Origin of the sequence: Shewanella fodinae (assembly GCF_014651955.1) — a bacterium.
GTDB classification, from domain to species: Bacteria; Pseudomonadota; Gammaproteobacteria; order Enterobacterales; family Shewanellaceae; genus Shewanella; species Shewanella fodinae.
Genome location: NZ_BMXW01000009.1, coordinates 88,125 through 114,984, shown reverse-complemented (window position 1 = coordinate 114,984; position 26,860 = coordinate 88,125). Strand labels below are relative to the sequence as shown.

Annotated in this window: 20 protein-coding genes and 1 pseudogene; 8 read left to right on the top strand and 13 right to left on the bottom strand. The window is 47.7% G+C overall.

The genetic code is table 11. The features are described from left to right. Window positions 1-3: 3 nt before the first annotated feature. Both IE064_RS10275 and IE064_RS10270 read right to left on the bottom strand, forming a co-directional pair. Window positions 4-525 (bottom strand): DUF2937 family protein, encoded by a 522-nt coding sequence (locus IE064_RS10275; RefSeq protein WP_133038941.1) that lies wholly within the window; start codon window positions 523-525, stop codon window positions 4-6. A gap of 259 nt (window positions 526-784) precedes the next feature. Continuing rightward, complete coding sequence (locus IE064_RS10270) at window positions 785-1,408, bottom strand: efflux RND transporter permease subunit (protein WP_189617733.1); 624 nt, start codon at window positions 1,406-1,408, stop codon at window positions 785-787. Between the two features lie 481 nt (window positions 1,409-1,889). On the opposite strand from IE064_RS10270, the gene IE064_RS10265 reads away from it, so the two are divergent. Continuing rightward, window positions 1,890-2,174 (top strand): EF-hand domain-containing protein, encoded by a 285-nt coding sequence (locus IE064_RS10265; RefSeq protein WP_189617732.1) that lies wholly within the window; start codon window positions 1,890-1,892, stop codon window positions 2,172-2,174. A 184-nt stretch (window positions 2,175-2,358) separates the two neighbouring features. On the opposite strand, the gene IE064_RS10260 is transcribed toward IE064_RS10265, so the two are convergent. From IE064_RS10260 to IE064_RS10250, 3 genes are read right to left on the bottom strand one after another with little or no spacing between them, the layout of a single operon-like run. Then, window positions 2,359-5,403, bottom strand: a complete 3,045-nt coding sequence (locus IE064_RS10260) for an efflux RND transporter permease subunit (protein WP_189617731.1) — start codon at window positions 5,401-5,403, stop codon at window positions 2,359-2,361. A gap of 2 nt (window positions 5,404-5,405) precedes the next feature. After that, a complete protein-coding gene (locus tag IE064_RS10255; RefSeq protein ID WP_189617730.1) occupies window positions 5,406-8,462 on the bottom strand; it encodes an efflux RND transporter permease subunit in 3,057 nt (1,018 codons plus the stop codon). A gap of 13 nt (window positions 8,463-8,475) precedes the next feature. Further along, window positions 8,476-9,633 (bottom strand): efflux RND transporter periplasmic adaptor subunit, encoded by a 1,158-nt coding sequence (locus tag IE064_RS10250; protein ID WP_189617729.1) that lies wholly within the window; start codon window positions 9,631-9,633, stop codon window positions 8,476-8,478. Between the two features lie 187 nt (window positions 9,634-9,820). On the opposite strand from IE064_RS10250, the gene IE064_RS10245 reads away from it, so the two are divergent. The 3 genes from IE064_RS10245 to IE064_RS10235 all read left to right on the top strand — a co-directional run bounded on the left by IE064_RS10245 (window position 9,821) and on the right by IE064_RS10235 (window position 12,454). Continuing rightward, complete coding sequence (locus IE064_RS10245; protein ID WP_133038935.1) at window positions 9,821-10,543, top strand: response regulator; 723 nt, start codon at window positions 9,821-9,823, stop codon at window positions 10,541-10,543. Next, window positions 10,536-11,858 (top strand): ATP-binding protein, encoded by a 1,323-nt coding sequence (locus IE064_RS10240; RefSeq protein WP_189617727.1) that lies wholly within the window; start codon window positions 10,536-10,538, stop codon window positions 11,856-11,858. The genes IE064_RS10245 and IE064_RS10240 overlap by 8 nt, the downstream gene beginning before the upstream one ends. 392 nt (window positions 11,859-12,250) lie before the next feature. Then, on the top strand, window positions 12,251-12,454 hold the full coding sequence (locus IE064_RS10235; protein ID WP_189617726.1) for a cold-shock protein: 204 nt from the start codon (window positions 12,251-12,253) through the stop codon (window positions 12,452-12,454). 511 nt (window positions 12,455-12,965) lie between these two features. On the opposite strand, the gene IE064_RS10230 is transcribed toward IE064_RS10235, so the two are convergent. After that, window positions 12,966-13,355, bottom strand: a complete 390-nt coding sequence (locus IE064_RS10230; RefSeq protein ID WP_189617725.1) for a winged helix-turn-helix transcriptional regulator — start codon at window positions 13,353-13,355, stop codon at window positions 12,966-12,968. 113 nt (window positions 13,356-13,468) lie between these two features. On the opposite strand from IE064_RS10230, the pseudogene IE064_RS10225 reads away from it, so the two are divergent. Together IE064_RS10225 and IE064_RS10220 are read left to right on the top strand one after the other, a co-directional pair. Then, window positions 13,469-14,086 (top strand): annotated as a pseudogene (locus tag IE064_RS10225) (FMN-dependent NADH-azoreductase). A 136-nt stretch (window positions 14,087-14,222) separates the two neighbouring features. Then, window positions 14,223-14,858, top strand: a complete 636-nt coding sequence (locus IE064_RS10220) for a DsbA family oxidoreductase (protein WP_189617724.1) — start codon at window positions 14,223-14,225, stop codon at window positions 14,856-14,858. 161 nt (window positions 14,859-15,019) lie between these two features. Here the strand turns inward: IE064_RS10220 and IE064_RS10215 are convergent, their stop codons facing one another. Together IE064_RS10215 and IE064_RS10210 are read right to left on the bottom strand one after the other, a co-directional pair. Beyond that, a complete protein-coding gene (locus IE064_RS10215; protein WP_189617723.1) occupies window positions 15,020-15,286 on the bottom strand; it encodes a hypothetical protein in 267 nt (88 codons plus the stop codon). A gap of 12 nt (window positions 15,287-15,298) precedes the next feature. Further along, a complete protein-coding gene (locus tag IE064_RS10210) occupies window positions 15,299-16,120 on the bottom strand; it encodes a class I SAM-dependent methyltransferase (protein WP_189617722.1) in 822 nt (273 codons plus the stop codon). A gap of 98 nt (window positions 16,121-16,218) precedes the next feature. Between IE064_RS10210 and IE064_RS10205 the strand changes: the two genes are divergently transcribed. Beyond that, window positions 16,219-17,061: a 23S rRNA (adenine(2030)-N(6))-methyltransferase RlmJ gene (locus tag IE064_RS10205; RefSeq protein WP_189617721.1), complete on the top strand. Its 843-nt coding sequence runs from the start codon at window positions 16,219-16,221 to the stop codon at window positions 17,059-17,061. A gap of 1 nt (window position 17,062) precedes the next feature. Here IE064_RS10205 and IE064_RS10200 read toward each other — a convergent pair whose 3' ends face one another. The 3 genes from IE064_RS10200 to IE064_RS10190 form a co-directional block, all read right to left on the bottom strand. Beyond that, window positions 17,063-17,725: a lytic transglycosylase domain-containing protein gene (locus IE064_RS10200; RefSeq protein WP_373295259.1), complete on the bottom strand. Its 663-nt coding sequence runs from the start codon at window positions 17,723-17,725 to the stop codon at window positions 17,063-17,065. A 674-nt stretch (window positions 17,726-18,399) separates the two neighbouring features. Beyond that, window positions 18,400-21,516, bottom strand: coding sequence for an efflux RND transporter permease subunit (locus IE064_RS10195; RefSeq protein WP_189617720.1), 3,117 nt, complete (start codon window positions 21,514-21,516; stop codon window positions 18,400-18,402). A gap of 13 nt (window positions 21,517-21,529) precedes the next feature. Beyond that, a complete protein-coding gene (locus tag IE064_RS10190; RefSeq protein ID WP_189617719.1) occupies window positions 21,530-22,669 on the bottom strand; it encodes an efflux RND transporter periplasmic adaptor subunit in 1,140 nt (379 codons plus the stop codon). A gap of 428 nt (window positions 22,670-23,097) precedes the next feature. On the opposite strand from IE064_RS10190, the gene IE064_RS10185 reads away from it, so the two are divergent. Beyond that, on the top strand, window positions 23,098-24,132 hold the full coding sequence (locus IE064_RS10185; protein WP_189617718.1) for a LysR family transcriptional regulator: 1,035 nt from the start codon (window positions 23,098-23,100) through the stop codon (window positions 24,130-24,132). A gap of 289 nt (window positions 24,133-24,421) precedes the next feature. Here IE064_RS10185 and IE064_RS10180 read toward each other — a convergent pair whose 3' ends face one another. Together IE064_RS10180 and IE064_RS10175 are read right to left on the bottom strand one after the other, a co-directional pair. Continuing rightward, a complete protein-coding gene (locus IE064_RS10180) occupies window positions 24,422-25,081 on the bottom strand; it encodes a 7-cyano-7-deazaguanine/7-aminomethyl-7-deazaguanine transporter (RefSeq protein ID WP_189617717.1) in 660 nt (219 codons plus the stop codon). A 100-nt stretch (window positions 25,082-25,181) separates the two neighbouring features. Beyond that, window positions 25,182-26,540: an isochorismate synthase gene (locus IE064_RS10175; protein ID WP_189617716.1), complete on the bottom strand. Its 1,359-nt coding sequence runs from the start codon at window positions 26,538-26,540 to the stop codon at window positions 25,182-25,184. Between the last annotated feature and the right edge of the window lie 320 nt (window positions 26,541-26,860).

The following is a 26,860-nucleotide window of genomic DNA, read 5'->3' as shown; positions in this document are numbered from 1 at the left end:
AGTCTAACTTTGCTGTGGCCTACGGAATGGCCAGCATAACAGCATCCATAACAAACTGAACAGGGCCTCAATCACCATCGCCAGCAGTAATCCTGATAATAGGCCGAAGGCCATCGCATCGGGTTTCAGCAACACATTATGGCTGTAATGTTGCCAGACTTCCTCGCGGATATCCGCTAAAGGATGCAGTAGCAGCTCACTGTATGGACTGTAAACCGAGGCATTAAAGCGTTGCAGTGCATCTTGTAATTGATACCGCCGCTTTGCCATAGCGCTGAGATTATTGCCCCCTGCACTGAAAACCGGGTCTGAACTGGTAGCATAATGAGCTATCAGCTGTTCAAGATTACCGCCAAAATAGCGGTCGGCATCGCGTTGAAAGCCCGCCAATTGTTGGTTAGCTTCCGCCAGATGCGCCTGCAGACTCTTGCCGTATTGATCAACAAATCCAGGAATTTGCAGCCCAGCTAGCGTTCCCGCAAAAAACAGCAATAGGCGCAGATAATCTCTCAGTATTTTCAGCATGTCGTTTTAACCCTAAGCCGATATCGACCATCCGTAAAATTATCCGGTTAAGAGCAGCACATCCTTATGTTGACATAAAATGCAACCAGAAGCTGTAGTACGCTGTTGTTAAAACATACGCTGGCATAACACTGTGAAGTGTCGTTTTAATCATAGCGTGACACAGCCCTATGACGCATATCATCAATTTACAGCTTTATTACGAATAAATAATGGCAACAATATTCTTAACATTGATGTCTGTTGCGCGGGTAGGAGTCTATGCGTAAATTTTATGCATAGACACCTTTCCCAGCATTTTTAAGATAGTGGATTTCATGTCGTCGACGAGTGTGTAAATCACAGGCACAACAACAAGACTTAACAAGGTGGACATGAGAAGACCCGCAATAACCACAATCGCCATAGGCTGGCTGAAACTTGTATCGTTACACCATCCGAGAGCATTCGGTAGCATGCCAAATGTCATTGCTAACGTCGTCATAATGATCGGCCTTGCCCTTTTTTCACAAGCATTAACCAGTGCATTAAAACGGGATATACCGTTGTTTCGTTTCTCTGCGATTGCATATTCCACAAGCAAAATTGAGTTTTTTGTAACTACGCCCATCAGCATCAATATGCCGATAATGACAGACATTGTGAAATCAGTATGAGTGACAAATAAGCCGATAATAGCTCCCCCAAGTGATAACGGCAGTGCAGACAAAATAGTGAAGGGCTGCAAAAAGTCATGGAATAAAAGTACCAAAACGCAGTAGATACAGAAAATGCCAATGATCTGTACTTGCTCTGCCTCCAAGCTGCTAACCGTACAAATCGTTTGCCCCAAAGTATGATAGAGCCAGCAGAGCAGGCTGTGTCTGAGCGATTGGCCAAACAAGGCAACTCTTTATGTCGGTATATACCATGCTCAAATTCATTACCCCCAACACGGGTAGCAGGCTTAGTTTCTAATCGTTTGTTAATCCGTCTATCTGCGGTCCATTTGGCAGCTTGAATGCACTTTGGCGATAAACTATTGATGTGTAGTGAGCAAGAAAACGGCATAGGGCTGGCGAAGTAGATCTCAGTAAACGAGCTTAGTTTGCGCTGGCTAACCCCACTAGAACGTCAAGTACCTTCACTAATGGTGAAAAAGCTTATTACAACGACTTGCCATCTGTTGCTGAGTGCCAGTACCGGATAATAATCAGACATTGGCGTTGTCGGTGATCTGTTTGTCTGCCATTGGGCTTTGGTTGTAACCAACTGAAATAAATCTCAGTGAATATGCAATCAGTCAACAACATTTGCTGCGTATGCTTTAGTCCATGGAGCGCCAGATCTGGAGCTCTGTTCTCGACGATAAATAAGGAGAGTTTATGCAACGTTATTTGTTGGCGTTATCTCTGCTGTTGCCAACGGCTTGTATGGCAGCCAATCAACCGCAACAGGGTTACTTTGCCAAAAGAGCTGAAGCCGCATTGGCGGAAAGGTTTTCCCAAGCTGATAGTAACAAGGATGGCAAGCTCACGCTGGAAGAGGCCAAGAAAGGCATGCCGCGAGTGGCAGAGAATTTTGACTCAATAGACACCAATCACCAATGCTTTGTGACGCTGGAACAGCTGAAAACAGTCATGGCGACCCGGGCGTCACAGAAATCATAAGGAGGTGCCAGATACATTAGTCATGCTGGAAGTTTGGACAGAAATTTCCAATCCCTCGATTGTTGAACCCTGATGATTTTTCGCCTTCAAGTCCTGAACTCGAAGGCGCTTTTTTATGTAATTCAGATAGTAACCTCAAATGATGTAAAAGCATCCTTTACTGACATTACCATGCACCAAGTTATCAGCGTTGCAGCTTATTTTGTAATCTTGAGATGTACAGATAGATTGCGGGTGTGGAGTACAACGTCAGTAATTGGCTTAAGAGCAACCCTCCTATGATACTGACGCCTAAAGGGTGTCGAAGTTCAGCACCATACCCGTGACCAAACACCAATGGTAAGGCACCGAATAATGCCGCGAGTGTTGTCATCATTATTGGTCGAAATCGTGTAAGACATGCCTGATATATGGACTGTATTGGTGAAAGTTGTTGTTCTCTTTCCAATGTAAGGGCGAAATCAATCAACATAATGGCGTTTTTCTTCACTATGCCAATTAATAAGATGATCCCAATGAGCGCAATTATGCTGAATTCAAATCCACAGACAAATAGCGCTAGTAATGCGCCTAATCCGGCAGATGGCAAAGTCGAGAGAATAGTTAATGGATGATAGAGATTTTCATAAAGCATCCCTAACACAATATATACAGCAACGATAGCAGCTAGCATTAATATCGGCATGCTACTAACTGTTGCTGCAGAGGCTTTGGCGGTACCACTGAAGCCAGCAATAATCGTATCGGGCAATTGCAGTGTCGATATTTTCTGTTCAATGGCGTTAATTGCGGTACCAATAGCCACGCCTGGTTGCAGGTTAAAGCTCAGTGTTACTGATGGAAAGAGTCCTTTGTGAGACAACGATATAGCGGAAGGTACTATCGCAAAATGCGCTATTGCTGATAATGGCACCAAGGTAGATGTGTTTGTGGCGGTGACATAAATATTGTCCAGTGCGCTCGGTTCTTGCCAGTATTGAGGTTTAAGCGCCATAACCACATGGTATTGATTCATTGGCTGATAAATAGTGGAAACTTGGCGCTGACCGAACGCATCGTACAGTGTTTGGTCAATATCACTGATACGGACTCCAAGTCTTGCGGCAGCCTGGCGGTCAATATCGATCTTAAGTGTCAGGCTCTGATCCTGCTTATCACTATTAACACCATTAAGCAGTGGAATGTCCTTTAATGCTGCTTCCACTTGGGGCGCCCATTTATCTAACGCCACCATGCTATCTGCACTAAGGGTATATTGATACTGCCCGGCAGTCTGTAAACCGCCAACGGCAATGTCCTGAATTGCCTGTAACTGGAGCTTTAGCCCCGCTTGAGCGGCAAATTGATGCTGCAATCTTGCGACTATACTCGTGGCTGATTCGCGACGAGGTTGGTTCAGGGGGGTTAATGTTGCATAGATAACACCGGTATTATTAGCATTCACCCCATTACCACCGATAAACCCGAATACATTCTCCAGCGCTGGGTCTTGTTTGAGAGTGTCGATCACTTGGGTGAATCGTTGTTGCATATCCGTAAAAGAAATATTCTGCGGCGCCTGAACGCGGCCAAACAAGAGACCAGTATCCTGTTGTGGGAAAAAACCTTTAGGGATAACAGCTAACAGTACAACAGAACCGAGGAATGCTGACACTGTCAAAAGCATCATCAGGCGTGGATGCTGTAATGATTGCTGCAGGCTAGTTGCATACCAACGCGGACAACTGACTTGATGAGAGTGAGTGGGTGATTTGAGGAAAATACGGCTCAGGGTAGGCGTAATGGTCAGCGATACCAGCATTGATACAAGAATTGCTACCGATAACGTTACTGCAAATTCTCGCAGTAGTCGCCCCGCCAAGCCACTCATTAGCAGTAAAGGGATGAATACTGCCACTAGCGAAATACTGATAGAAAACACAGTAAATCCTACCTCTCGGGTTCCATCCAGTATGGCTTCAATTCTGGATTTCCCCAGCGCTAGATGCCGCATAATGTTTTCGACGACTACGATTGCATCATCCACAACAAAGCCGGTGGCAATAGTAAGTGCCATCAGCGACAGAATATTTAGGCTGTAGCCAAGAGACCACATTATGGCAAAAGTGCCCAGCAACGATAACGGCACTGCGATAGCTGGCAGTAGCGTTGCTCGCCAATCACGAAAAAATAACCAGGTCACACCTACCACCAGCAATATGGCGACTAACAGGGTAAGTTCTACATCGAATAAGGAAGCGCGTATCGTTTGTGTTCGATCCAATGCCACGCTAAGTTGCATTTGAGCTGGCAACATCGCATTTAGTTGGGGCAGTGATTGCCGAATACGATCTACAGTGGCGACGACATTGGCACCAGGCTGTTTACTGATGATAATAGCCACAGCGTTGCGACCATTGATTAGTCCGAAATTGTGGACATTTTCATTACCGTTATACACATCAGCAACATCCCTAAGCCGGGTAATGGCCCCGTCATCACTACGGATCACTAATGGGGCATAGTCAGCTGCATTTGCAATATTATCGTTGGCCATTAGTGTATAACTGCGGTCAAGAACATCTAAGTTTCCTTTGGCGCCATTGGCGTTAGTCTTGGCCAATGCAACTCGAATCTGTTCCAAACTGATTCCTTGTTGCTGTAGCTGCTTAGGGTCGAGTTCTACACGTACTGCTGGTAAAGACCCGCCTCCTACCATCACGTCACCGACGCCTTCAGTCTGAAGTAGTGTCTGTTGCAGTAACGTAGTGGCTTTATCATACATGGCTGCGGAGCTGGCAGTGTCTGAGGTGAGAGCCAACACCATCACCGGCGCTTCAGCGGGATTGACTTTACGATAACTGGGGTTGGTTTTCATTTCGTCGGGCAATTGTGCCCGCGCCGCACTAATAGCAGCTTGAACATCTCTGGCAGCACCGTCGATATCTCTAGAAAGCTCGAATTGCAATACGATACGTACCGAACCTGTATAGCTGGTGGACGTCATTTCAGTGATCCCCGCAATGGCGGAAAACTGATGTTCTAATGGTAATGCCACGGAACTAGCAATGGTTTGCGGGTCAGCCCCCGGGAACACCGCAGTGACGGCTATCGTTGGAAAATCCACATCAGGAAGTGACGATACCGGTAATGCGCGAAAAGCTAGGAGTCCGAAGACTGCCAGAGCAACGGCAATCAAGGTGCTTGCAACCGGGCGGCGAACAAACGGCGCCGAAAGATTGAGCCACATAGTTAAATTCTCCGCGCCAAAGCAGCTTCAGCGCGGTGTAGCCACAAGTAAAATACTGGGGTGGAAAATAGCGTTAATAGTTGACTCACCAACAGCCCACCAATAATGGCAATTCCCAGCGGTTGACGCAGTTCTGATCCGATCCCTGAACCAAATGCCAGCGGTACTGCGCCTAATAATGCTGCCAACGTGGTCATCAGAATAGGCCGGAATCGTTGCTGGCAGGCTTGTTTAATAGCTTGTTGCGGTGACAGATGCCGCTCACGTTCCAGTGCAATGGCAAAGTCGATCATCATAATGGCGTTTTTCATGACAATGCCGATCAATAACACGATGCCAATTAGACTGATCACATCAAATTGTTTACCACTCAACCCAAGTGCCAACAATGCCCCCAATGCGGCAGACGGGAGTGTTGATAGAATGGTTAAGGGATGGATAAAACTTTCATACAGCATTCCCAACATCAGATAAACCACAATAATCGCCGCGCACATAAGGGTTAACTGACTATTGGTACTTGCGGCCATATCTTCGGCAGCACCTTCAAAATGGAGTTGTACCGCAGCAGGCAACGCCAACTGCTTTTTCATCTGATTGATAGCAGAGATCGCATCCCCCAGACTATAACCAGGCGCTAGATTGAAGCCGATGTCGGCGTAGGGAAATTGTCCCTGCCGGAAAAGCATCAAAGGAGCTTGTCCCTGCTTTATTGTTACCACAGATGCTAGTGGTACTGGAACGCCATCACTGCTGGCGATATGCAGTTGATTGACCATCTGTTTAACATCTGCAGTATGTATAGATGCACTGAGAACTACGTGGTGCTGACTCAGATCGGTATACAGGGTTGAAATTTGGCTCTGACCAAATGCCGCATATAAAGCATCATCAATGTCTTTTACTGTAATGCCTAAACTTGCGGCTCGAGTACGATCAATATCTAGTTGCAGTTGAGGCGCTTGCTGTTGGGCCATGCTGTATACATCGCGGAACGGAGTTTGCGTCAGCATCATGTTGATAATCAGTGGTGTCCAATAGTGTAATTCAGCATTATCGGTACTGGAGACACCCAGACTGTAGGCACTTCCACCAGAGCGTGTGTCTAGAGTCAGATCTTGTACTGGCCGCAGGTATAGCCTTAGTGCTGGTAGTTCTCGAGCCACCTTTTGCTGTAACCGAGCAATCACCGAAGTGGTTTCATCACTGGTCGTTTGTGCAGATTTTAATTGGATCAACAGCGGCCCCTGATTGATAGCGGGATTCGTCTGCATCACACCTAGGGATGATGATAATTTGGCTACCGAGTGGTCATGTAGTATCAGCTCGCTAAGTGTCTGCTGCAGTTGTTGCATATTGCCAAAGGTAGTGCCTGGTGGTGCCACCATAACGCCTTCTAATAAGCGTGTATCCTGTTGTGGAAAGAACCCTTTGGGTAAAAAAATAAGCGTCGCTATGGTGACAATGGTGGTGATAATGACACTCAACAACACCAGTTTTTGATGACTAATTACCCGGTTCAACATTTTGTCATAGCCACTTTGCAGGCGTTGAAAAATAGAAAATGAAGGGGGTTCTCCGTGTGAGGGTAGCAGTTTCATACACATGACCGGTGTCAAGGTTAAGGTCAGTACTGCGGACACCACGATGGCCGCGGATAATGTCAGCGCAAATTCACGAAACAATCGCCCTACCACATCCCCCATAAATAGCAGCGGGATCATCACTGCGATAAGCGATACTGACAGCGAAATAATGGTGAAGCCTATCTGTCCAGCACCGCGTAAAGTGGCTTCGCGAAGCGACATTCCCTGTTGGGTATGGCGGCTGATGTTTTCAATCATCACAATGGCATCATCAACGACAAATCCTGCCGCAACCGTCAATGCCATGAGTGTGAGATTGTTAAGACTAAACCCCAAAGTGTAAGCAACCGCCAGTGTGCCCAGTAAAGATAAAGGTACGGTGATCGCTGGGATCACGGTTGTCCGCCAACTACGCAGAAACAGGCGGATCACCAATACCACTAATATGATTGCCAGCAGTAATTCCCATTGCACATCGGCGACAGAAGCTCGAATAGTTTCGGTCCTATCGTTGATGACATGTAATTTGACGGATGTGGGTAAGGTTTGTGTTAACGCTGGCAGAGAGGTACGTATACGATCAACGGTTGCAATTACATTGGCACCAGGCTGTCGTTGAATACTTATCAAAATGGCTGGGGTAGCGTTATCCAATGCAGATTGTCTGATATCTTCCGCACCGTCGCTAACCTCTGCTATGTCTCCTAAATATAAGGCTCGCCCTTGATGCCAAGTAATCACTAATTGGCGAAATTCGGCGGCATTCGTCAACTGATCATTGGCTCCAATAGCATAGGATAGAAAACGCCCATCCAGACTACCTTTAGGTGCGTTGATATTGGCGTGCTGAATAGCAGATTCAACGTCGGTGAGGGTGAGACCGGCCTGTTGTAAAGCCCCGGTATTGACTGCAACTCTAACTGCTGGGCGTTGACCGCCACTAATACTCACTAAGCCAACGCCCTCCATCTGCGATATTTTCTGTGCTAAGCGAGTCTCTGCCAGTTGCTGCACCCGAGTCATTGGCAGCTCATCAGATGTCAACGCCAGGGTTAGCACAGCGGTGTCTGCGGGATTAACTTTGCTGTAAACCGGAGGATAGGGCAGCTCACTGGGTAAGAGAGCCATAGCGGCATTGATGGCTGCTTGTACTTCCTGCTCAGCTTCATCTAAAGAGGTTGTCAGTTCAAACTGCAACGTGATGATGGATGCACCATCGGCGCTAGTAGATTGCATTTTTTGTAACCCTGCCATTTGACCAAATTGTCTTTCTAATGGCGCAGTTACACTGGTACTGGTAACGTTTGGAGCACTGCCTGGATAGCGGGTATAAACCTGAATAGTCGGATAGTCAATTTGCGGTAAAGCGGACACTGGCAACAGACGGTAAGCAAGCACTCCAATTAACAGCAAGCTGATCATGAGCAACAAGGTCGCAATTGGACGATTAATAAAGGGGCGGGAAATGTTCACCAATTGCCTCCGCTCAACGATTTACAGCTGTCGGGGTGTCATTAGGCGAGATAACCACTTGCGCTTGTACACCATCATGTAACAAATCAGCACCATCAACCACGACCAGATCGCCTAAGCTGAGGCCTGAACCTTTACGATCAATAGCTTCAACAGAACTCAGCTCCCCAACTGTTGCATCGCTATGAATAAACTGCTGTAAGGCCAAGCCACTATGTAACACAAAGATGTAGTCTCCATCTGTACTGTGTTGAATCGCTCTAGTAGGTAACAACAGTGAATTGTCTATGGTGTGGATGTGTATTTGTACGTTTACAAATTGATTGGGAAACAATCTCTGGTGACGGTTATTACAGCGGGCTTTTGCCATGACTGTTCCGGTGAAAGAATCTAATTGATTGTCAATAGCAGTGACTGTTCCGCTGTCTAATAAGTTGTTTTGTCGGTCGTAAATCAATACCGTAGGTTTACCGTTATCCATTGCGGGTAGCAGTTGATTTAACTCGGTTTCAGTGAGTGCAAATTTGATATCCACGGGAGTAACAGCTGTGAGTGTAACAATGCCATTGGTATCACTGGGTTGCAGCAAGTTCCCGATATCGACAGCTCGCAGGCCTGCAATACCACTGATTGGAGCACGTATCTGGGTATAACTCAGTTGGACTTGCAGATTATCCAGTGTTCCCTGATCGGCTTTGACGATACCTTGATACTGCCTTACCTCAGATGCTTGGGTGTCCAACTGTTGTTGCGTCACCAGTCCTTTTAGCTGTAACTGCTGATATCTTTGCAGATCTTTTTTGGCATTTTGCAGCAAGGCTTCATCTCTCTGCAGATTACCTTTCGCAGTAAGCAATTGGGCTTGGATTGCACGATCATCAAGAGTGGCAAGTAATTCGCCAGTGCTAACGAATTGCCCCTCCTGAAAGTATATGGCTAACAATGTAGCGCTGATTTGGGGGCGTACGACAACGGTTCCAGAGGCAGTCACGGTACCGGTAGTTTCAATGTAAAGTGGTACTTGGCCGTGCGTCACTGTTGCTACTGTTACGGATACTGGCGCTAATTGTTTTTTCCCAGATGTTGGATGTTGTCGTAATATCATCACTAGCACTAGTATTACTAAACTCAGCCCCAGCCATACCCACTTTTTTTGTATCTTCTGAAACACCCACCTTCTCCCGGTTGCTACTGAAACAGTTGCCTATGCTAGATGAAAGCAGTTACTGCAATGGTTACGTGCATGAAGCAAATTATTACAACGGGTTACATTCTCTGATTTAGCAAAGCCAAGTGCTGGAAAAGCAGCTAACATTTGGCTCATGTTTAGGGTTTGGCGTGGTTGTTTAGGGGGGGCTGTGACAGATCATCTGCCGCGGATCATTATTTTGGATGACGATCCAGAACTGCGAACTATGTTAAAGCATTATGTCAGTGACCAGGGATTTGAGGTGCAGACCGTTGCAAACGCTGAACAACTGGACCGTTGGTTACAACGCGAGCCATTTGACGTATTGGTGCTGGATCTGATGATGCCTGGTGAAGACGGCCTTTCCGTTTGTCGCCGCTTACGGGCGGCTGGACAGAATATCCCGATCCTGATGTTAACCGCGAGAGGTAACCCAATAGACCGAATCGTCGGTTTAGAAATGGGGGCAGACGATTACCTGAGCAAACCTTTTGAACCTAGAGAACTTACAGCCCGCCTTAATGCAATGGTAAGGCGTCAAAAGATGCTTCACGACACTAATATTTGGGGGATGGAGGAACTGTCACGTTTTGGCCCCTTCACCCTCAATATTTCGAGAATGGAGTTGAATCGTGATGAAGAAGTGATCCCGCTATCCAATCTGGAATTTCAACTACTGCGTGTGTTTATTGCTAATCCTCGGCGGCCGATGAGTCGTGAACATTTGTTGGATAAAGTGAAAGGTCGGGAGCATCAATCTTTGGATCGTAGTTTGGATGTTCAGGTTCTGAGACTGCGTCGCAAAATAGAAGATGATCCCGCGGAGCCTGTGTATATCAAAACTGTTTGGGGCGTGGGTTATATTTTCATGCCAGAAGGTGATCATGCGTAAACTATGGCCGCGCTCGCTGTTCGGACTGAATTTGTTATTGTTACTAGGATTAGCATTGGTAGTGATGGTTTGTTCTGTTGCCGTATATATACAGATGCAGCGGCCTAGGGTGATTGAACTGGGAAGTCTGGTGGCTGGTCAGGTCAATACGCTAGATTCAGTCCTATCGCAGATTGCACCAGCTAACCGTGAAAATGTTATTCAGCACATTAATCAAGCTGATCAAATAGTCGTTCATGATCAATTACCGCCAGGCAAGCGCCATATTCCGCGTGCACCACTTATTCAACTATTTGTTGACTCTATTCATCAAGAACTCAAACCTAATATTGATTATCGTTGGCTGGGTGATACTGATGCGAGGCTATGGGTTAATCTGAATATTGCCGGGCAGCGTAGCTGGGTATCCTTACCGGTGAGCCAAATTCCACAACCTCATCGATTGCTGACCAGAGGTTTGCTGTTGCTGATAATTATTGCATCTGTGGCAGTATTGTTAGCATTTGTGTTGCAGCGGCGACTGAATCGGCCTTTGCAACAGATTGCTGCTGCTTTCCATAAACTGGAATTGGGAGGCCGACCGGAAAAACTACCAGAATACACCACGACTGAACTGGCATTACTGTCCCATCAGTTTAATGCGATGGTAGAAAGTCTCGATGCTATGGAGTCAAATAGAGCGATCATGCTAGCGGGGATCTCCCATGATATCCGCACACCTTTGACCAAGCTACGCTTAGGACTGGAGATGAGTAATCTTCAGGGTAGTAAAGAGCTGTACCGCTATCTGCGGCAGATTGACACTATCATCGATCAGTTTCTGGAGTACGGTCGTAGTGGCAATAGCGAACCGGAATTTACTGGCGATCTCAACGTGCTAATACAACAGTTAGCGGCAGAGTTTGAAGGCCGAGATATTATGTTTGCTCTGGTACTAAATCCTTTACCAGAAACCGTATTTCAACCAGTGGCTATGCAACGAGTTCTGCGAAATTTGATGGAAAATGCGGTGAAGTACGCGGGCGGTAATGAGTTGGTAATTACCAGCTATAGTCAACAGCACCAACTGTATATCGAAGTGGCTGACCGAGGTCCCGGTATATCACAGGACAAAATTAGCTTGATGCTACGACCGTTTGAACGTGGAGATGCTGCCCGTACTGGTGTTGATGGTACCGGCCTAGGACTGGCGATTGCGGAAGCATTAATGCGACGCCAAGGTGGAAACCTGCAACTATTGCCGCGTGCAGGGGGGGGGCTTATTGCTCAGGTTATATTGCCGTTACGCAATACAGTCCAAGTAAGTCGCGATTAGACAAAAGGTTTTACCTGACTTGTCGTTGCAAACCATAAGTTGACATTGAATATATATACATCAATGAGTTAGCAGTTATCTTTGACCATAAGCTGACATAATAATTTTGTCAGTATTTGTGTTCTGTGCTCTGAAGAGAGAAATTACAGGTTTAACTTGCTCTGCCTCCAAGCTGCTAACCGTACAAATCTTTCGTGCCCCTTTCTGCGTTACAGGTGCGACTGACAACTAACACAGCGAGCGGTATGTTGACCAAAATTTAGTAATGAGCCAGAGTATCTCTTGAATCGCAGTGATTTATGGCTGAATGCGATTCCCTAGTTAAGGCAATTCTTGTAATGGTGATAGCAAGATTTGTCTTTTACAGTTCACCTAGATGAAGATGAAAAAGTATGAGTAAAGGTATAGTTAAGTGGTTTAACGGAGACAAAGGCTTCGGCTTTATCACGCCAGATGATGGAAGCAAAGATTTATTCGTTCATCATTCAGAAATTAAAATGGATGGTTATAAATCACTTAATGACGGTCAGAAAGTTGAGTTTGACGTCGGTAAAGGTCAAAAAGGTCCGTGTGCCGTCAACGTGAAACCGTTATAAATTTCAGAATGTTCATGGCGTGATGATAAAACAGACTCAAATTTGTATAGGTTGGGTCTGTTTTAGCAGCTCCCTTGTCACATCTTGCGGATGATCCATGAATCTGTTGTTGAAACTATAAGCCGACATAGCCGCTTCATATATATCATTGGGTTAGCGGCTTTCTGCAACCATAAGCTGACAAAAAATATTTCACATGAATTACCAAGATGTCATTTCTTACATTTAATAAACAGTACTAACCAATAAAAAAACATATAACAGAAACCACTAATGATATCACCCCAGCAGACAGGGCCGGGCGGGATTAAGTGTACTAGCTCAGACATGATCTGACGCTTTTCACTGACAGCACACAATAAAATCTGACAGTTTGCTTTGAGCGATGAGCGGACATAGCCTCACGCAAACAGCAAATTGTGCGAAGTACCGCGTTAATCGATAACCACTCCTCCTTCTGATTGCGAGCGGCGGCACTTATGGCAGTCATGAACCCTCTTGCCCCGGCGGACTAGGGAGTGTCGTCAAAGCGTTGATGTGCTTCTGCGATGGCGAGCCGGTTATCGTTTGCCCAATTCACGAGCGCCATTACAGGCGCTAACAGCGTCAGTCCAAGCTCCGTGAGTTCGTAATCAACACGCGGGGGAATAGTCGGATAAACAGTCCGGCCAATTAATCCATCCCGCTCCAACCCTCTCAGGGTCAGCGTCAACATACGCTGGGATATGCCGTCAATGCTGCGCTTCAATTCGTTGAAGCGCAGCTTACCATTGGCCAGAGAGGCGATGATGTAGAGACTCCATTTGTCGCCAATTCGATTCAGTATTTCGCGGGTGGCCTGGCAGCCTTCTGTTTCAGAATCCGGGAGTGCTTCAGGAACATCGGTGTGACTGGGTGACATATTTGTGCCTTCTTGTGAAGTTCTGGCAGGAACTTTAGTATGCCTGGTAACGGTTAGTAACCAGACATAGAAATATTCTCTAGTTACTAATTTATACTACAAACGGAGCCACTATGCGTAAAATCCTGCTGATTACTTCCAGTCCCCGTGGGACTGAGAGCCTGTCTACCCGCTTTGCTACTGAAATTGCTCATGGGCTTAGAGCTCAGGGAGACACCTCACTGACGGTTCGCGACCTTGTCGCAAATCCGCCGCCGCACATTACTGAAGACTACATAGTGGGCCGCGCAGCATCCCCTGATTCACGCACTACACAGCAGAATGTTGCCGTTGAACTTGCCCGGGAGCTTGTTGATGAACTATGTGCCGCTGACATCATTGTCCTTGGATCAGGAATGATAAATTTCGGTCCATCTTCGCAACTCAAGGCCTAGATTGACAATGTCACATGGCCGGGAGTTACCTTCAGCTATGCCACAGGAGCCCCCCGGGGCCTGCTTACCGGCAAGAAGCTTTATCTGATCACTGCCGCCGGCGGCGTGTTTTCAGCGGGCGATTATGCCGCTTTCGATTTCCAGACCAACTATCTACTGCACATGCTTGGCTTTATCGGACTGACTGACGCTGAGCTTATCCGGATTGAAGGCACCGTGATCGGCCCGGACGGGGCAAAGGCAGCCATAGCCCATACCGAGACGGCTGTGAAAAGCCTGCTGGCGAAGAGAGCATGACTATGAAGAAAACCTTCGTCCTGCGGGCTCGGGTAGGGGCAAACTAGGTTCAGTTTTTTGTGGACAAGGTCGCGGATAAGATATTCGCCCATGCCGCGCAATGTATCTCTAATCACTAAAGAAGGAGACTGGGAGCATGTTGCGAATCGACATTTATACCGAGCTCACCTGCCCCTGGTGTTTCGTGGGCCTGCACCGTCTCGACAAGGTTCTTCAGGAACGCTTCCCCGAGCTGGCCGCTGACATTCACCATCATCCTGTTCTTTTACTGCCGGACACGCCGGCGGCCGGACTCTTCATCCCAGAACTGCTACGCGAGCGGTATGGTGTGACAGATCCGAAGTCGGCGTTTGCTCGCCCTGAAGCAGAGGCCCGCGCGTCCGGCTTCGACCTGGACCTTAGTCGCCAGCTCTACGCCTACCCAACACAGGCGGCGCACGCCATCATCCTGGCAGCCAGAGAACGCGGCACGCAGCACCAACTCGCCGTAGCTATCACGGATGCTTATTTCCTTGCGGCAAGAAACATTGCCGATGCAGGTGTGTTGGCAGATGTTGCTGCAGCCTATGGATTCAGTAAAGATGAGACCCGCGCCATTGCACGCGATCCCACCCGGCACAAGCGGATTGAGCAAGAGGCTGCAAACTCCACTGCGGCAGGCGTTCGTTCTGTTCCGCACTTCGTTTTTGAGAACCGTTTTACAATCAACGGAGGGCGTAGAGAAGACGAAATAGCCACAGCTATTGATAACGCTTTGCACTTCTTCGAGTAATACGGAGTGACATTAGCCATGTCCGCTTGTGGCACAGAGCTGCCTGTCAGATTAGGTTCTGCTCTTTGCTATAGCTCTGTCAGATCAGGCCAGAGCTAGTACCGCGTAGTGTTCAGCTAGTACAACTAAATGATCTCTTTCCCAACCGGTGCAGCGTTAAGTCATTCTTGTTGTTCATCATCTGCTTCAGCGTTTTTACGAACTAAATCAAAACCATGTTTAATGCCCGATAGCACTTCTGCTTCATATGATTTGTCTGTTCCGACCGATTTTGCCAGTGCGATACCGAGTTCATTGGCAAGATCGCAAAGTTCGAGGTCGTTGCTCGGCAAGGCTTGCACCGATGTGCGTACGGTTTTGAGCAACTCATCGATGTTTACCGTCAGTCTTGTGTTCTTTTGATTTGGACCATCGTTAAAACAGGGCAATCTGAATCGCCACTATTTCACCAGACGACTGCTCGTTTCATTGGGGCGTGCCGCTTTAACATAGACATCAAAGCGATTTTTCTTCATGGCGATCACCAAGGTCGGTGGGGTGTTATCGAGGTTTTCTGCGTAGTCTGGTCGTTTTACCACAACACGTTTGCTGGCGAGGGTTAATGCAGGTTGCAGCAGTTGGGCCGCGTCGTCATCAGCACCGACCAAATGCTGAAACACTCGCATCTCTTTTTTTACCTGGGCGCTGTTGTCTCGATGTGGATACATGGGGTCTAAATACACCACATCAATTGGCAACTGTTGCGGGTTGATGTTGGTTAACTCTGTGCCCCAAGGCAGTAATTGCATACGCTGTTGCATCCAGCTGCCTATCTCTTCATCAGCGTAGGCACGGCTCAAACCATCAGCCAGCAGCGCGGCTACCATTGGATGGCGCTCAATTAGCCATACTCGACAACCCAGGCTTGCCAGTACAAAAGCATCACGGCCTAACCCCGCAGTACTGTCCAGTATGGTTGGACAAGCTCCTTGCTTGAGTCCCGCCGCTTTGGCAATTTCCTGACCACGACCGCCACCATATTTACGTCGGTGCGCCACGGCACCGCTGGTAAAATCAACATGTACACCGCCTAGCTTCGGCTCATCGCGTTTCAGCAGATTTAACTTGCCGTCTATCAACTTCATTTCAAAAGGAGCACCGGCGTCAAATAGCAGCGGATATGGTGCTAGCAATTCGCCTAGCTGAGGTTGGTTCTGATCAAAATAGACAGTGGTAACGGGTGCGTTCAAATGGTGTCTCGGATACAGCAATGTTAGTGGCATTATGCCAAAGCCCGTCAGCGGTAGAAACTGCTGTTAAGGTGCTTTTTCAGTTAATGAATCTTATAATGCCGCCCTCAAGTCTAAGGTTGGAAGTGATTATGCTCAGTTATCGTCACGGTTATCATGCTGGCAATTATGCTGATGTGCTGAAACATGCGGTGTTACTGCAGACCCTGAGTTTGCTGCAGAAAAAAGATAAAGGCTTGGTCTATATCGATACCCATGCCGGGGCTGGTGGTTATAGCCTGAATGACGAGTTCGCTGAAAAGACTGGCGAGTACCGGGACGGTGTGGGCCGTTTGTGGTCGCAAAACCAGTTGCCAGAAAGCCTACAACTGTATCTGGATAATGTGCGGCACTTTAACGAGAACAATCAAGCGCTGGGATTTTATCCAGGGTCTCCAGCATTGATTGATATGAATCTGCGACCGCAGGATCGTATGGTATTGCATGAGTTACATCCCACTGATCAGCAGTTGTTGACGGATTATTTTGACCAGGATCCTCAAGTCAAAATCGTTGAAGGCGATGGTTTAAAAGGGCTAATCGCCGCTCTGCCTCCTAAAGAGCGCCGTGGGTTGGTACTGATTGACCCCAGTTATGAGATTAAAACCGATTACCAACTGGTAGCGGAAACCTTGATCAAAGCGTATCGCAAGTTTGCGACAGGGGTTTATCTTTTATGGTATCCGGTGGTGCAACGGCAACAGACAGAAGCGATGCTGACACGGCTTAAAGAGAGTGGTATTCGTCGACAGCTGCGTATTGAGCAAAGTATCCGGCCTGATAATGATGAATTTGGCATGACAGCTGCGGGGCTATGGGTGATTAACCCGCCGTGGCAGTTGGATAACATTGCTGCAGAGATGCTGGCAACATTGCAACCGATATTACAACAGCAAAATGGTAGCTATCGCGTAACGTGGGAAGTCGGTGAGTGAGCTATAACGTTCGATAGCGTTGTAACAGAATACCTACGCGTTCAACATAGGCTTGGGTTTCTGGGTAAGGTGGAACGCCCTTATAGTTGCTGACCGTTGTGGGTCCGGCGTTATAGGCGGCACATGCCAGTGATATATTACCGTCAAAGCGCTGTAACATCTGAGCCAGATAACGGCTACCCGCATCAATATTTTGTGCCGCTGAAAAGGCATTATCTACGCCCAATTCTCTGGCCGTTTTAGGCATAAGCTGCATTAATCCTATCGCTCCTGTGCGGGATTGTGCAGACGCATTAAATGCTGATTCTGCGTGGATCACCGCTCGGATCAATGCCGGATCCAGTTGATAGTCTCTGGCCGCATTAGCAATTTCTGTTTGATAATCAGTGCGAAATAATGGGGTTTTGTGCCAGTTGATAGTAGAGTGCGGATTGCAGGCATAGCAGTCAAACAGAAGTACTTCATAGTTGTCTTGCGGCGGGATTAGGTCGCTGAATAAAGTAATGCCGTTGTTATCGGAGCGATAGACTTTTTCCTGTTTGGCTTGCTGGCTGGTGCCGTGAGGCGAGTAATGGGCAATAATTTTGCGCTTAGCTTGTTCTGCAGCAGAGCCCACCATAGTTACCAGTAATAGCGCTGTCAGTAATATTCGCCGCAATATCACCTCCTGAGTATCGGATCTGCTTCTTCATCATAGCAAATGTTGCTTGAATGTTTTTGGCAGTGATATGTAACTAATGTCATTACTGGTTAAGTATCAACCATATTTGCAATTATCTTGTGTGAAATATGCTATTCGCCAGTCCAATAGCAGTTACTTTTAACATTTTATTTTCATTTTTATGGGGAATGGGCGTTTTGTAAGTTTACTGACGTTGTACAGGGATTAACTGACTGATAGTTATTAGTATTCATTTAATTTCATTCATTAAATTCATCACCATTTTATGACTAAACTATAAAAAATACGTTGTAAATAAGGTAGTTAACATTAGGAAACAGTAGCTAATCCACATATACCATTAATAGTTGCCAAATAGCGAAGGCGTTGTTCAGCTTTTATTCAGTGTGATTTGGTTAAATTAACTGTGTACATGGTTTAGGCGAAAGCGATTAGTTCATAGTTTGCCTTTTCAGACCCCTCTCCGGGTCTTTTTTTTTGCCTGTTTTTCAGCGTTAAATGCCAGTGCTTTGGGCCATTGCGTCATGGCTTGCCTTAACGTAATCATACAAATTCTCCTCGCTGCCACCATCTTGTGTGAATGCTCTTGGTCACTTGGGGACACCGTAATAAAAAAAGCCGCTCGATGATGAGCGGCTTTTCCTGATAAGTGGCTTTTACTCTTTGCTAGCTTCTTTTTCACGTTTGCTGAACAGGCGTTCAACGACCACAAAGAATACCGGAATGAAGAAAATCCCCAGGAAGGTGGAACTCATCATCCCCCCCAACACCCCAGTACCAATGGCGTGTTGGCTACCTGAACCTGCACCAGTACTTACGGTTAAGGGGACAACACCCAGGCCAAACGCCAGCGATGTCATCAGGATTGGCCTGATCCTCACTCTTACTGCGTGCAGCGTTGCCTCAATCAAACCTGCGCCTTTTTCATAGAAATCTTTGGCGAATTCTACAATCAGGATCGCGTTTTTGGTTGCCAGTCCCACAGTGGTCAACAAACCTACCTGGAAGAACACGTCGTTGGATAGACCACGACCGTTCATCGCCAACAGTGCACCAATAACCCCTAGTGGTACCACCAGAATAACGGCAATTGGCACTGACCAGCTTTCATACAGAGCCGCCAGTACTAGGAATACCACCAGTAGTGACAAGGCATACAAGCCTGGTGCCTGATTGCCTGAAAGCCGTTCTTCATATGAGATACCGTTCCAAGACAAGCCAAATCCAGGCGGAAGCTGTTTCGCTAATTGCTGCATGGTATCCATTGCTTCCCCAGTACTGAAACCTGGTGCCGCAGCACCTTGGATATTGACAGCAGACAAACCGTTGAAACGTTCCAGACGCGGAGAGCCATATTCCCAGTTGCCCTTGGCAAAGGCAGAAAATGGCACCATATCACCGCTGCTGTTGCGCACATACCATTTGTCCAGATCATCTGGTTGCATACGATATTTGGCTTCGCCCTGTACATAAACCTTTTTCACACGGCCGCGATCAATGAAGTCGTTAACGTATGAACTACCCCAGGCTGTCGCCAGCGTGCTGTTGACTGTACTGATCTCAATGCCTAGCGCTTTGAGCTTCTCATAATCTATGTTCAGCTTGTACATGGGGGCGTCTTCTTGACCATTGGGACGCACGGCCATCAGCTTTGGATTTTGCGCAGCCATACCCAGTAATTGATTACGCGCTTGGATCAGTTTGGCATGTCCCTGACCAGTCAAATCCTGCAAGTACATGTCAAAGCCGTTTGCGGTCCCCAATTCAATCACTGCTGGTGGTACGAAAGCAAATACCATCGCTTCCTTGAATTGTGAGAAAGCTCCCATGGCTCTACCCGCAATTGATTGCACATCGGAACCTGGCGCGGTACGTTCAGACCAATCTTTGAGTTTGACAAACGCCATCCCCATGTTCTGGCCCTGGCCGGCAAAACTGAAACCCGCTACGGTAAATACCGAATTCACACCTGGTTCTTTCTTAAAATGGTCCGACACTTTTTTCAGAACACTCTCGGTACTTTCCTGTGATGAGTTGGGCGGCAGTATCGTAACCGCCATCAGCATTCCCTGATCTTCATCTGGCAGGAACGCCGTTGGCATACGGGTAAACATCCAAGCGACCACACCAACCAGTGCTGCATAGATAATCAGCATACGGAAAGAGCGTTTCAGGAGCTTGCCGACTGATGACTCATAGCCAGCTGTAAAACGTTCGAAGCCGCGGTTAAATCCACCGAAGAATCCTTTTTTCTCGTGACCTTCGCCTTTATGGATAGGTTTCAGCATCGTGGCACAAAGGGCCGGTGTCAGCACGATAGCGACGATAACGGACAGCGCCATAGCCGATACGATGGTAATAGAGAACTGGCGGTAAATAACCCCAGTAGAACCAGCCATGAAGGCCATTGGCACAAATACTGCCGACAGGGTCGCACCAATACCAATCAAAGCACCGGTAATCTGTCCCATCGATTTCTTGGTGGCTTCTTTAGGACTGAGCCCTTCCTCTGACATCACACGTTCGACGTTTTCCACCACCACAATGGCGTCGTCCACCAACAAACCGATGGCAAGCACCATGGCGAACATCGTCAGGGTATTGATGCTGTATCCTGCAAAGGAAAGTACGGCAAAGGTCCCCAGTAATACCACTGGTACGGCGATAGTCGGGATCAAGGTTGCACGGAAGTTCTGCAAGAACAGGTACATGATGACGAACACCAGTACGATAGCTTCCAGCAGTGTATGGACTACCCCTTCAATGGATTTTTCCACAAATGGAGTTGTGTCATACGGATAAACAATCTGCAGACCTTCTGGGAAGGTCGGTTTCAGCTCATCCAACTTAGCGCGTACTGCGTTGGCAGTATCCAAGGCATTAGCCCCAGTTGCCAGCGCAATTGCCAAACCACTGGCTGGTTGGCCATTAAACAGTGAAGATATGTTGTAACTTTGTGCGCCTAGTTCCACACGGGCAACATCCGCTAAATACACGTTAGCACCAGCGATGTTGGACTTAAGAATGATCTTGCGGAACTCTTCTGGCGTCTGTAGCCGACTTTGCGCTGTGATAGTCGCGTTGAGCTCTTGCCCCGCCACTGCAGGAGCACCACCAAACTGACCGGCAGCCACCTGTGCGTTCTGCGATTGGATCGCAGCTACTACATCGGAAGTGGTCAGGTTATATTGTGTGAGCTTCAGCGGATCGAGCCATATACGCATGGCGTACTGGGCCCCGAACAGCGTAGTTTCACCTACCCCAGGTACACGACTAAGAGGGTCTTTAATCGTTGAACCGATAAAGTCCGCAATATCTGCTTTATTCATCGAGCCATCGCTGGAGATGAAACCTACCACCATCAGGAAGCCAGAGGTGGATTTGTTAACTCTCACCCCTTGCGCCTGTACTTCTTGTGGCAACAACGTCATGGCTGACTGCAGCTTATTTTGCACCTGCACTTGAGCAATATCTGGGTCAGCCTCAGCGTTGAAGGTGACGGTGATCTGTGCGTTACCGAAGCTATCACTGGTTGAAGTGATATAGCGCATGTGATCAAGACCCGTCATGCTCTGCTCGATAATCTGGGTCACCGAATCTTCCACCGTCTTAGCGGACGCCCCTGGGTAATTCGCTGAAATGACCACTGTTGGCGGAGCAATTTTCGGGTATTGGGCTACTGGCAATGACCTGATCGCCAGTACCCCTGCTAACATTAATATTAATGCGATCACCCAAGCAAAAATGGGGCGATCGATAAAGAAACGTGCCATAAGTTCCGCCCTGTTATTGCTGGTTTGAAATTTCTTTCGCTGTTACTGGCGCTCCCGGACGAATCTTTTGCAGCCCCTCGACAATCAATTTGTCGCCAGCTTTTAGGCCACTGGTGATACGCCATTGGTTACCAATAACTTCGGCAGTCGTAACAATACGTGCTTCTACCTGACTCTGCGGGTTAACCACCATAGCAACCGCCTGGCCCTTGGCATCACGGCTGATGGCTTTTTGCGGCACCAGAATAGCTTCAGGATCAATCCCGGAGTTTAGTACTGCTCGCACATACATCCCAGGTAATAACAAGCCTTCAGGATTAGGGAACTCTGCTCGCATAGTCACCGAACCTGTGGCCTCATCGACACTGACTTCCGAAAATTTCAGCGTACCTTCATGGTTGTATTCACTGCCATCTTCCAACACCAGCTTCACTGCGGCGTTGTCGTTTGCTTTAAGCGTTCCGGCTTTTAGACGGGCTTTCAGTTGTAACAGCTGAGTGCTGGATTGCACGATATCCACTTTAATCGGATCCAGTTGCTGAATTGTTGCTAACGCAGTGGTTTGATTTGCCGTCACCAATGCGCCAGGGGTCACGCTGGATTTACCGATGCGGCCAGAAATCGGCGCACGCACTTCGGTGTAATCCAGATTAATCTTGGCAGTATTGAGTGCCGCTTCGGCCACCAGAACCGCAGCATTTGCCTGTTTGTAGGCTGCTTCGGCCGTATCAAAATCTTCTTTGCTGACAAAGTCGGTTTTCAACAATTTTTGGTAACGATGATATGTGGCGGCTGCGGAGGCCAGACTGGCCTTGGTTTTTGCTACATCGGCTTCAGCGCTTTGAACCGTGGCTTTGTAGGTGGCTGGGTCAATCTGATACAGAGATTGCCCTTGTTTGACATACCCGCCTTCGTTGAAGCTGCGTTTAAGGATAATGCCGCTGACTTGAGGCCGCACTTCGGCTTCTAGGTAAGCTTTGCTGCGTCCAGGTAAAATGGTGGTTAATTCCTGACGCACTGTTTTGACTGGAATAATTCCCACTTCCATGGCTGGGGCCGTCTGTTGTCCCTGAGCTTGTTCCTTTTCCGCACCGCAGGCGGTAATCCATAACGCCATGCTTACAACTGAGGCAACTTTTAATATCTGCCGCATGAGAACTCCTATCAATAATCGACTTGTCCGGAAGACTGGCTGGTCAACCTGCATCCTTAACATTGGCAATTGCTTTGTGTGATTGTCTGTTGCAGCCCATAGACAACCATTATTAACAAGTGCACGTAAAAGGGAAAATTTAAAATAGTAAAATTTCATTAAAGTGTCAGTTTGTTACCTCAATTACAGCGGCAACATCTCTGGGTTTCTGTTGTGATTGGCCTAATGATCCCAAAACTTTGTTGGTTCTTGCCATTCTTGCCAACTACCTCTGCTTATTTCATCGCAGAAAAAGAGTTACATAATTTGTGGTCTCAACCTAAAAAAGTGGCTAGCTCGCCAGCTTGAGGCAAGCTATTCTACAACTGTGCCAAAAATTTTATTAGTCACTTAGTAATTCACTCACTGTTGCATAGGCGAAACAATAAATGGATCTAAATCGGGTACAAATTTTTGCCCAGGTGGTGGAACAAGGCAGTTTCACCGGCGCCGCCAAGGCGCTAGGACTGACCAAAACTACCGTTAGCCGGAAAGTGGCGGAATTGGAGAAGCAAACCGGTGTGCAATTGTTGTTTCGTACCACCCGTGCGTTGCGACTGACCGAAGCGGGGGCGGAATATTACAACAAAATTACCAAGATCTTGCTGGACCTAGAGAATGCTGAAGCACAATTAAGTGCGAGTCAACAGCGGGTTAAAGGGAATTTACATGTCGTTTGTCCATTTGAGATGGGCCAGCTGTTTATGGGGCCGGTGTTTGCCTGTTTTCTGGAATCTTACCCAGATATTCGTATCGAGACTGAGCTGAGTAACCGTAGTGTCGATTTGATTGAAGAAGGGGTTGATATTCTGTTCCACGTTGGATACATAGAAGACCCCCGGCTGCAGACCTACAAGCTGTTCAATACGTCAACCACACTGGTAGCCAGTCCTGCATATTTGGAACGTTTTGGTCGACCACAGCGGCCAGAAGACCTATGGCAGCACAAATATATTGATCTCTATACCTCGCTGGCAAAATCACCCTCTGACGGGCATATCCGGATTTTCGATGGCCAACAATGGCAGAGCATTACCCCTAAAATCCAGTTTCGGGTTAATAACATCACATTGGCCCGCGAAGTAGCTATTGCTGGGCTGGGTATTGCTGCACTACCCCCGATGATTGTGGAAGAAGCTGTGCAGAAAGGTGAGCTGGTACCGTTATTAGAAGATTTCCCGATGGAACACAATGTATTGGGCATTTCATTTCCCAAACGGGCATATCTGCCACGTAAATACATTATTTTCATCGATTTTGTATATCAGGTGTTGTTCCGCTACAAGGCCGACGAATTATTGGAAAAACCAGACTTTGTGCAATTTGATGATGTAAAACAAACCAAATGCAAAGCCGATGAATATGTTTGTACCAGTGTTGAATCAAGTGTCTGGGGCAGCAAAATTAAAGAAGTTTTAGTCTAGTGTAGAGGGCATCGACAGATGCCCCCACTGCTGCTTTCACAGCCGTTTTTCCGGTACAGCCAGTACTAACAGGTGTTGTACTGCATGGTCGTGGCTGGCACTGAAATCCACTCTCTGGCAGCCACACTGAATCAAGGTGTTGAGCACATTACGCTATATAGTTGTGGATTTTCACTTGCACCGTTTTGTAATCGGCGTTACTTGCCCACGGCGTTTGTTGCAGTAATAACGGCTGTGACAATCCTAAGCCGTGTAAATCGGGCAGGACACCGCCAAGCCAGTTGCATCATCAGGAGAACTGTGGGTGGGATCTGCTATCGAGTATCCAATCTTGCAGGTAGCGCAGCAGCACACCATAAGCCGGTAAAAATAACGCAAAGCTGATAAGTAGCTTAAAGCTGTAATCGACGGCGGCTATCTCTGGCCAATGCATCGCCATAAACCCATCGCTGGAGGCATAAAATGCCACACTGAAAAATACCAGTGTATCCATGAGGTTGCCGAATATCGTTGACACTGAGGGCGCGACCCACCAAGCACATTTGGCGCGGATAGCCGCAAACACTTTAATATCCATCAGTTGCCCTAGCAGATAGGCGGCAAAACTGGCAAAGGCGATGCGCAACACAACATCATTGCCTTGGCTCAGTGCGGAAACACCTTGAAAGTGACCGTCATGAAATACCACTCCGATGACATAGGACACCAGCAGTGCCGGTAACATTGCCATAAATATTATGCGTCTGGCGGGTAGCTGACCAAAGATACGTACTGTCAGATCTGTCGCAAGATAGACAAACGGAAAACTGAAAGCGCCCCAAGTGGTGTGCAGACCAAAGATCTGGAAGGGGAGTTGCACCAGATAATTGCTGGCACTGATGATCAGAATGTGAAAGCTGACAAGCAGCCATAACGCGCGTTTCACCTGCGCGGTGGTTAACAAAAGCATCTTGTGACCTTTTTGGTTGGTTAAGCGGGGTGAGGGAACCCGCTGCCCGACTACCGGGCGGCGCACATTATAGACAGCCGAGCACAGATTACAAGCGTTGCTAGAAATCCACCAGAATCGACATGATGGTGGCAAGTTTGTTTTCCAACTCCTGCCACTCCAACGATGGATCGGATCCTGTCAGAATTCCTGCGCCGGCAAATAAGTTGATACAGCCTGGCTCCAGCAGTGCACTGCGGATTGCCACTGCAAACTCGCTCAGTTGTGAGCTGAGAAAACCGCAAGTGCCAGCGTACCAGCCGCGGTTGTAACCTTCGTTTGCGGCGATGTACTGCAGCGCTGCTTTTTTGGGAAAACCACCCACGGCGGGTGTCGGATGCAAAGACTGCAGTAATTGAAAATCGCTGATGTCATGCCGTAACTGAGCTTTGATCACTCGATGCAGATGTTGGATATGATTAAGTTTAAAAATCTTCAGTGGTTCATCGGCGTTAACCTGAACGCTCAATGGTGTCAGTTCTGACACGATATGCGTGCCGACAAACTGGTTTTCGTGGCTGTTTTTATGATCATCGAGCAGTTGCTGCGCCAGTTTTTCATCTTCATCTGCGGTTAAGCCGCGCACTGTAGTTCCCGCCAACGCTTCGGTGACTAATTGATCCTGCTGGCGTCGGTACAACCGTTCTGGCGTGCAGGAAATAAAACTATGCTCGGGACTGAACTGAAAACCAAATTGAAAACTGGTGGGATTGCGTCCCTGCCAGCAAGCCAGCACAGTCCAGGGATCAGGCGTTTGCGTGACGTGCAATTTGCTCTGACGCGACAGGACCACTTTGGGGGTGTGGCAATTGAATGCCGGTGACGTTACCTCTGTGACCAGTTGCGACCAACGTGAGAAATCAGGGACATCGACCCGGCTGAGCACCTCGGTCTTTTGTGGGGGCAGCAGCGGCTGCGCTGGACACAATTGTGCGAGTACCGCCAAAGCTTCTTGCACTTGCTGAGCCAACGACTGTTCATTCAGGTTCAGGTTGACGAGCAACTGACCACGCTCCTCTTGACGTCTCAGTTCAACCCTGGGTACCAGAAACCGCGCGCGGCCAAACTCCGGCCAGGACGCCAGCGTCCGGTCAAAAGCCACTCCACCATAAAAGCGGACATCGACACCGTGTGGTTGCTGGCAGTATTGCTGGTATATCTGCTGCAGTTTGCTGTCATCGATAGCCTCAATAAAGGCTAAATCCAAGCAACTGCCTATCGCTGCGACTTCTTCACGACGATCCCGCCCCTGCCAATAAATTTTGGGGAATTGATTTTGCGCGGCTAGCCATGACATTAAAGGCGGCAAGCTAACGTCTTCAACCAGTTGCAGGATTCCCGACTGCTGGGAATGATCAAATAACTGGGAAAGTCTGTCGCTCAGAGAACTGACAGCCTTTGACAGGGATAGTACAGACAAATGGTGCTCCGGAACGGTGTTACAACAACCTGGCTCGGCAGAACGGTGCCGACGATAGGATTATGCGACACAAACTAAAGTCAGGAGCCGATACTGTCAAGTTGTGGGCAGTGACTGTGTGAAATTCGGCGTGATCTTTATCAGATTTTTCTTATTTACCATGTGATGGATATGGACATAATTACATAACGCTCTGCACTTGTGCGACATATTGTCTAGTGCGTAACATCCCGGTCACGCCGTCTGGCTGAAATTGTCGATCTTGGTTGGTTTTTTGCTTGGGATTTCTTGAGGGTTCAATCGGTATCATGAAAATAAGC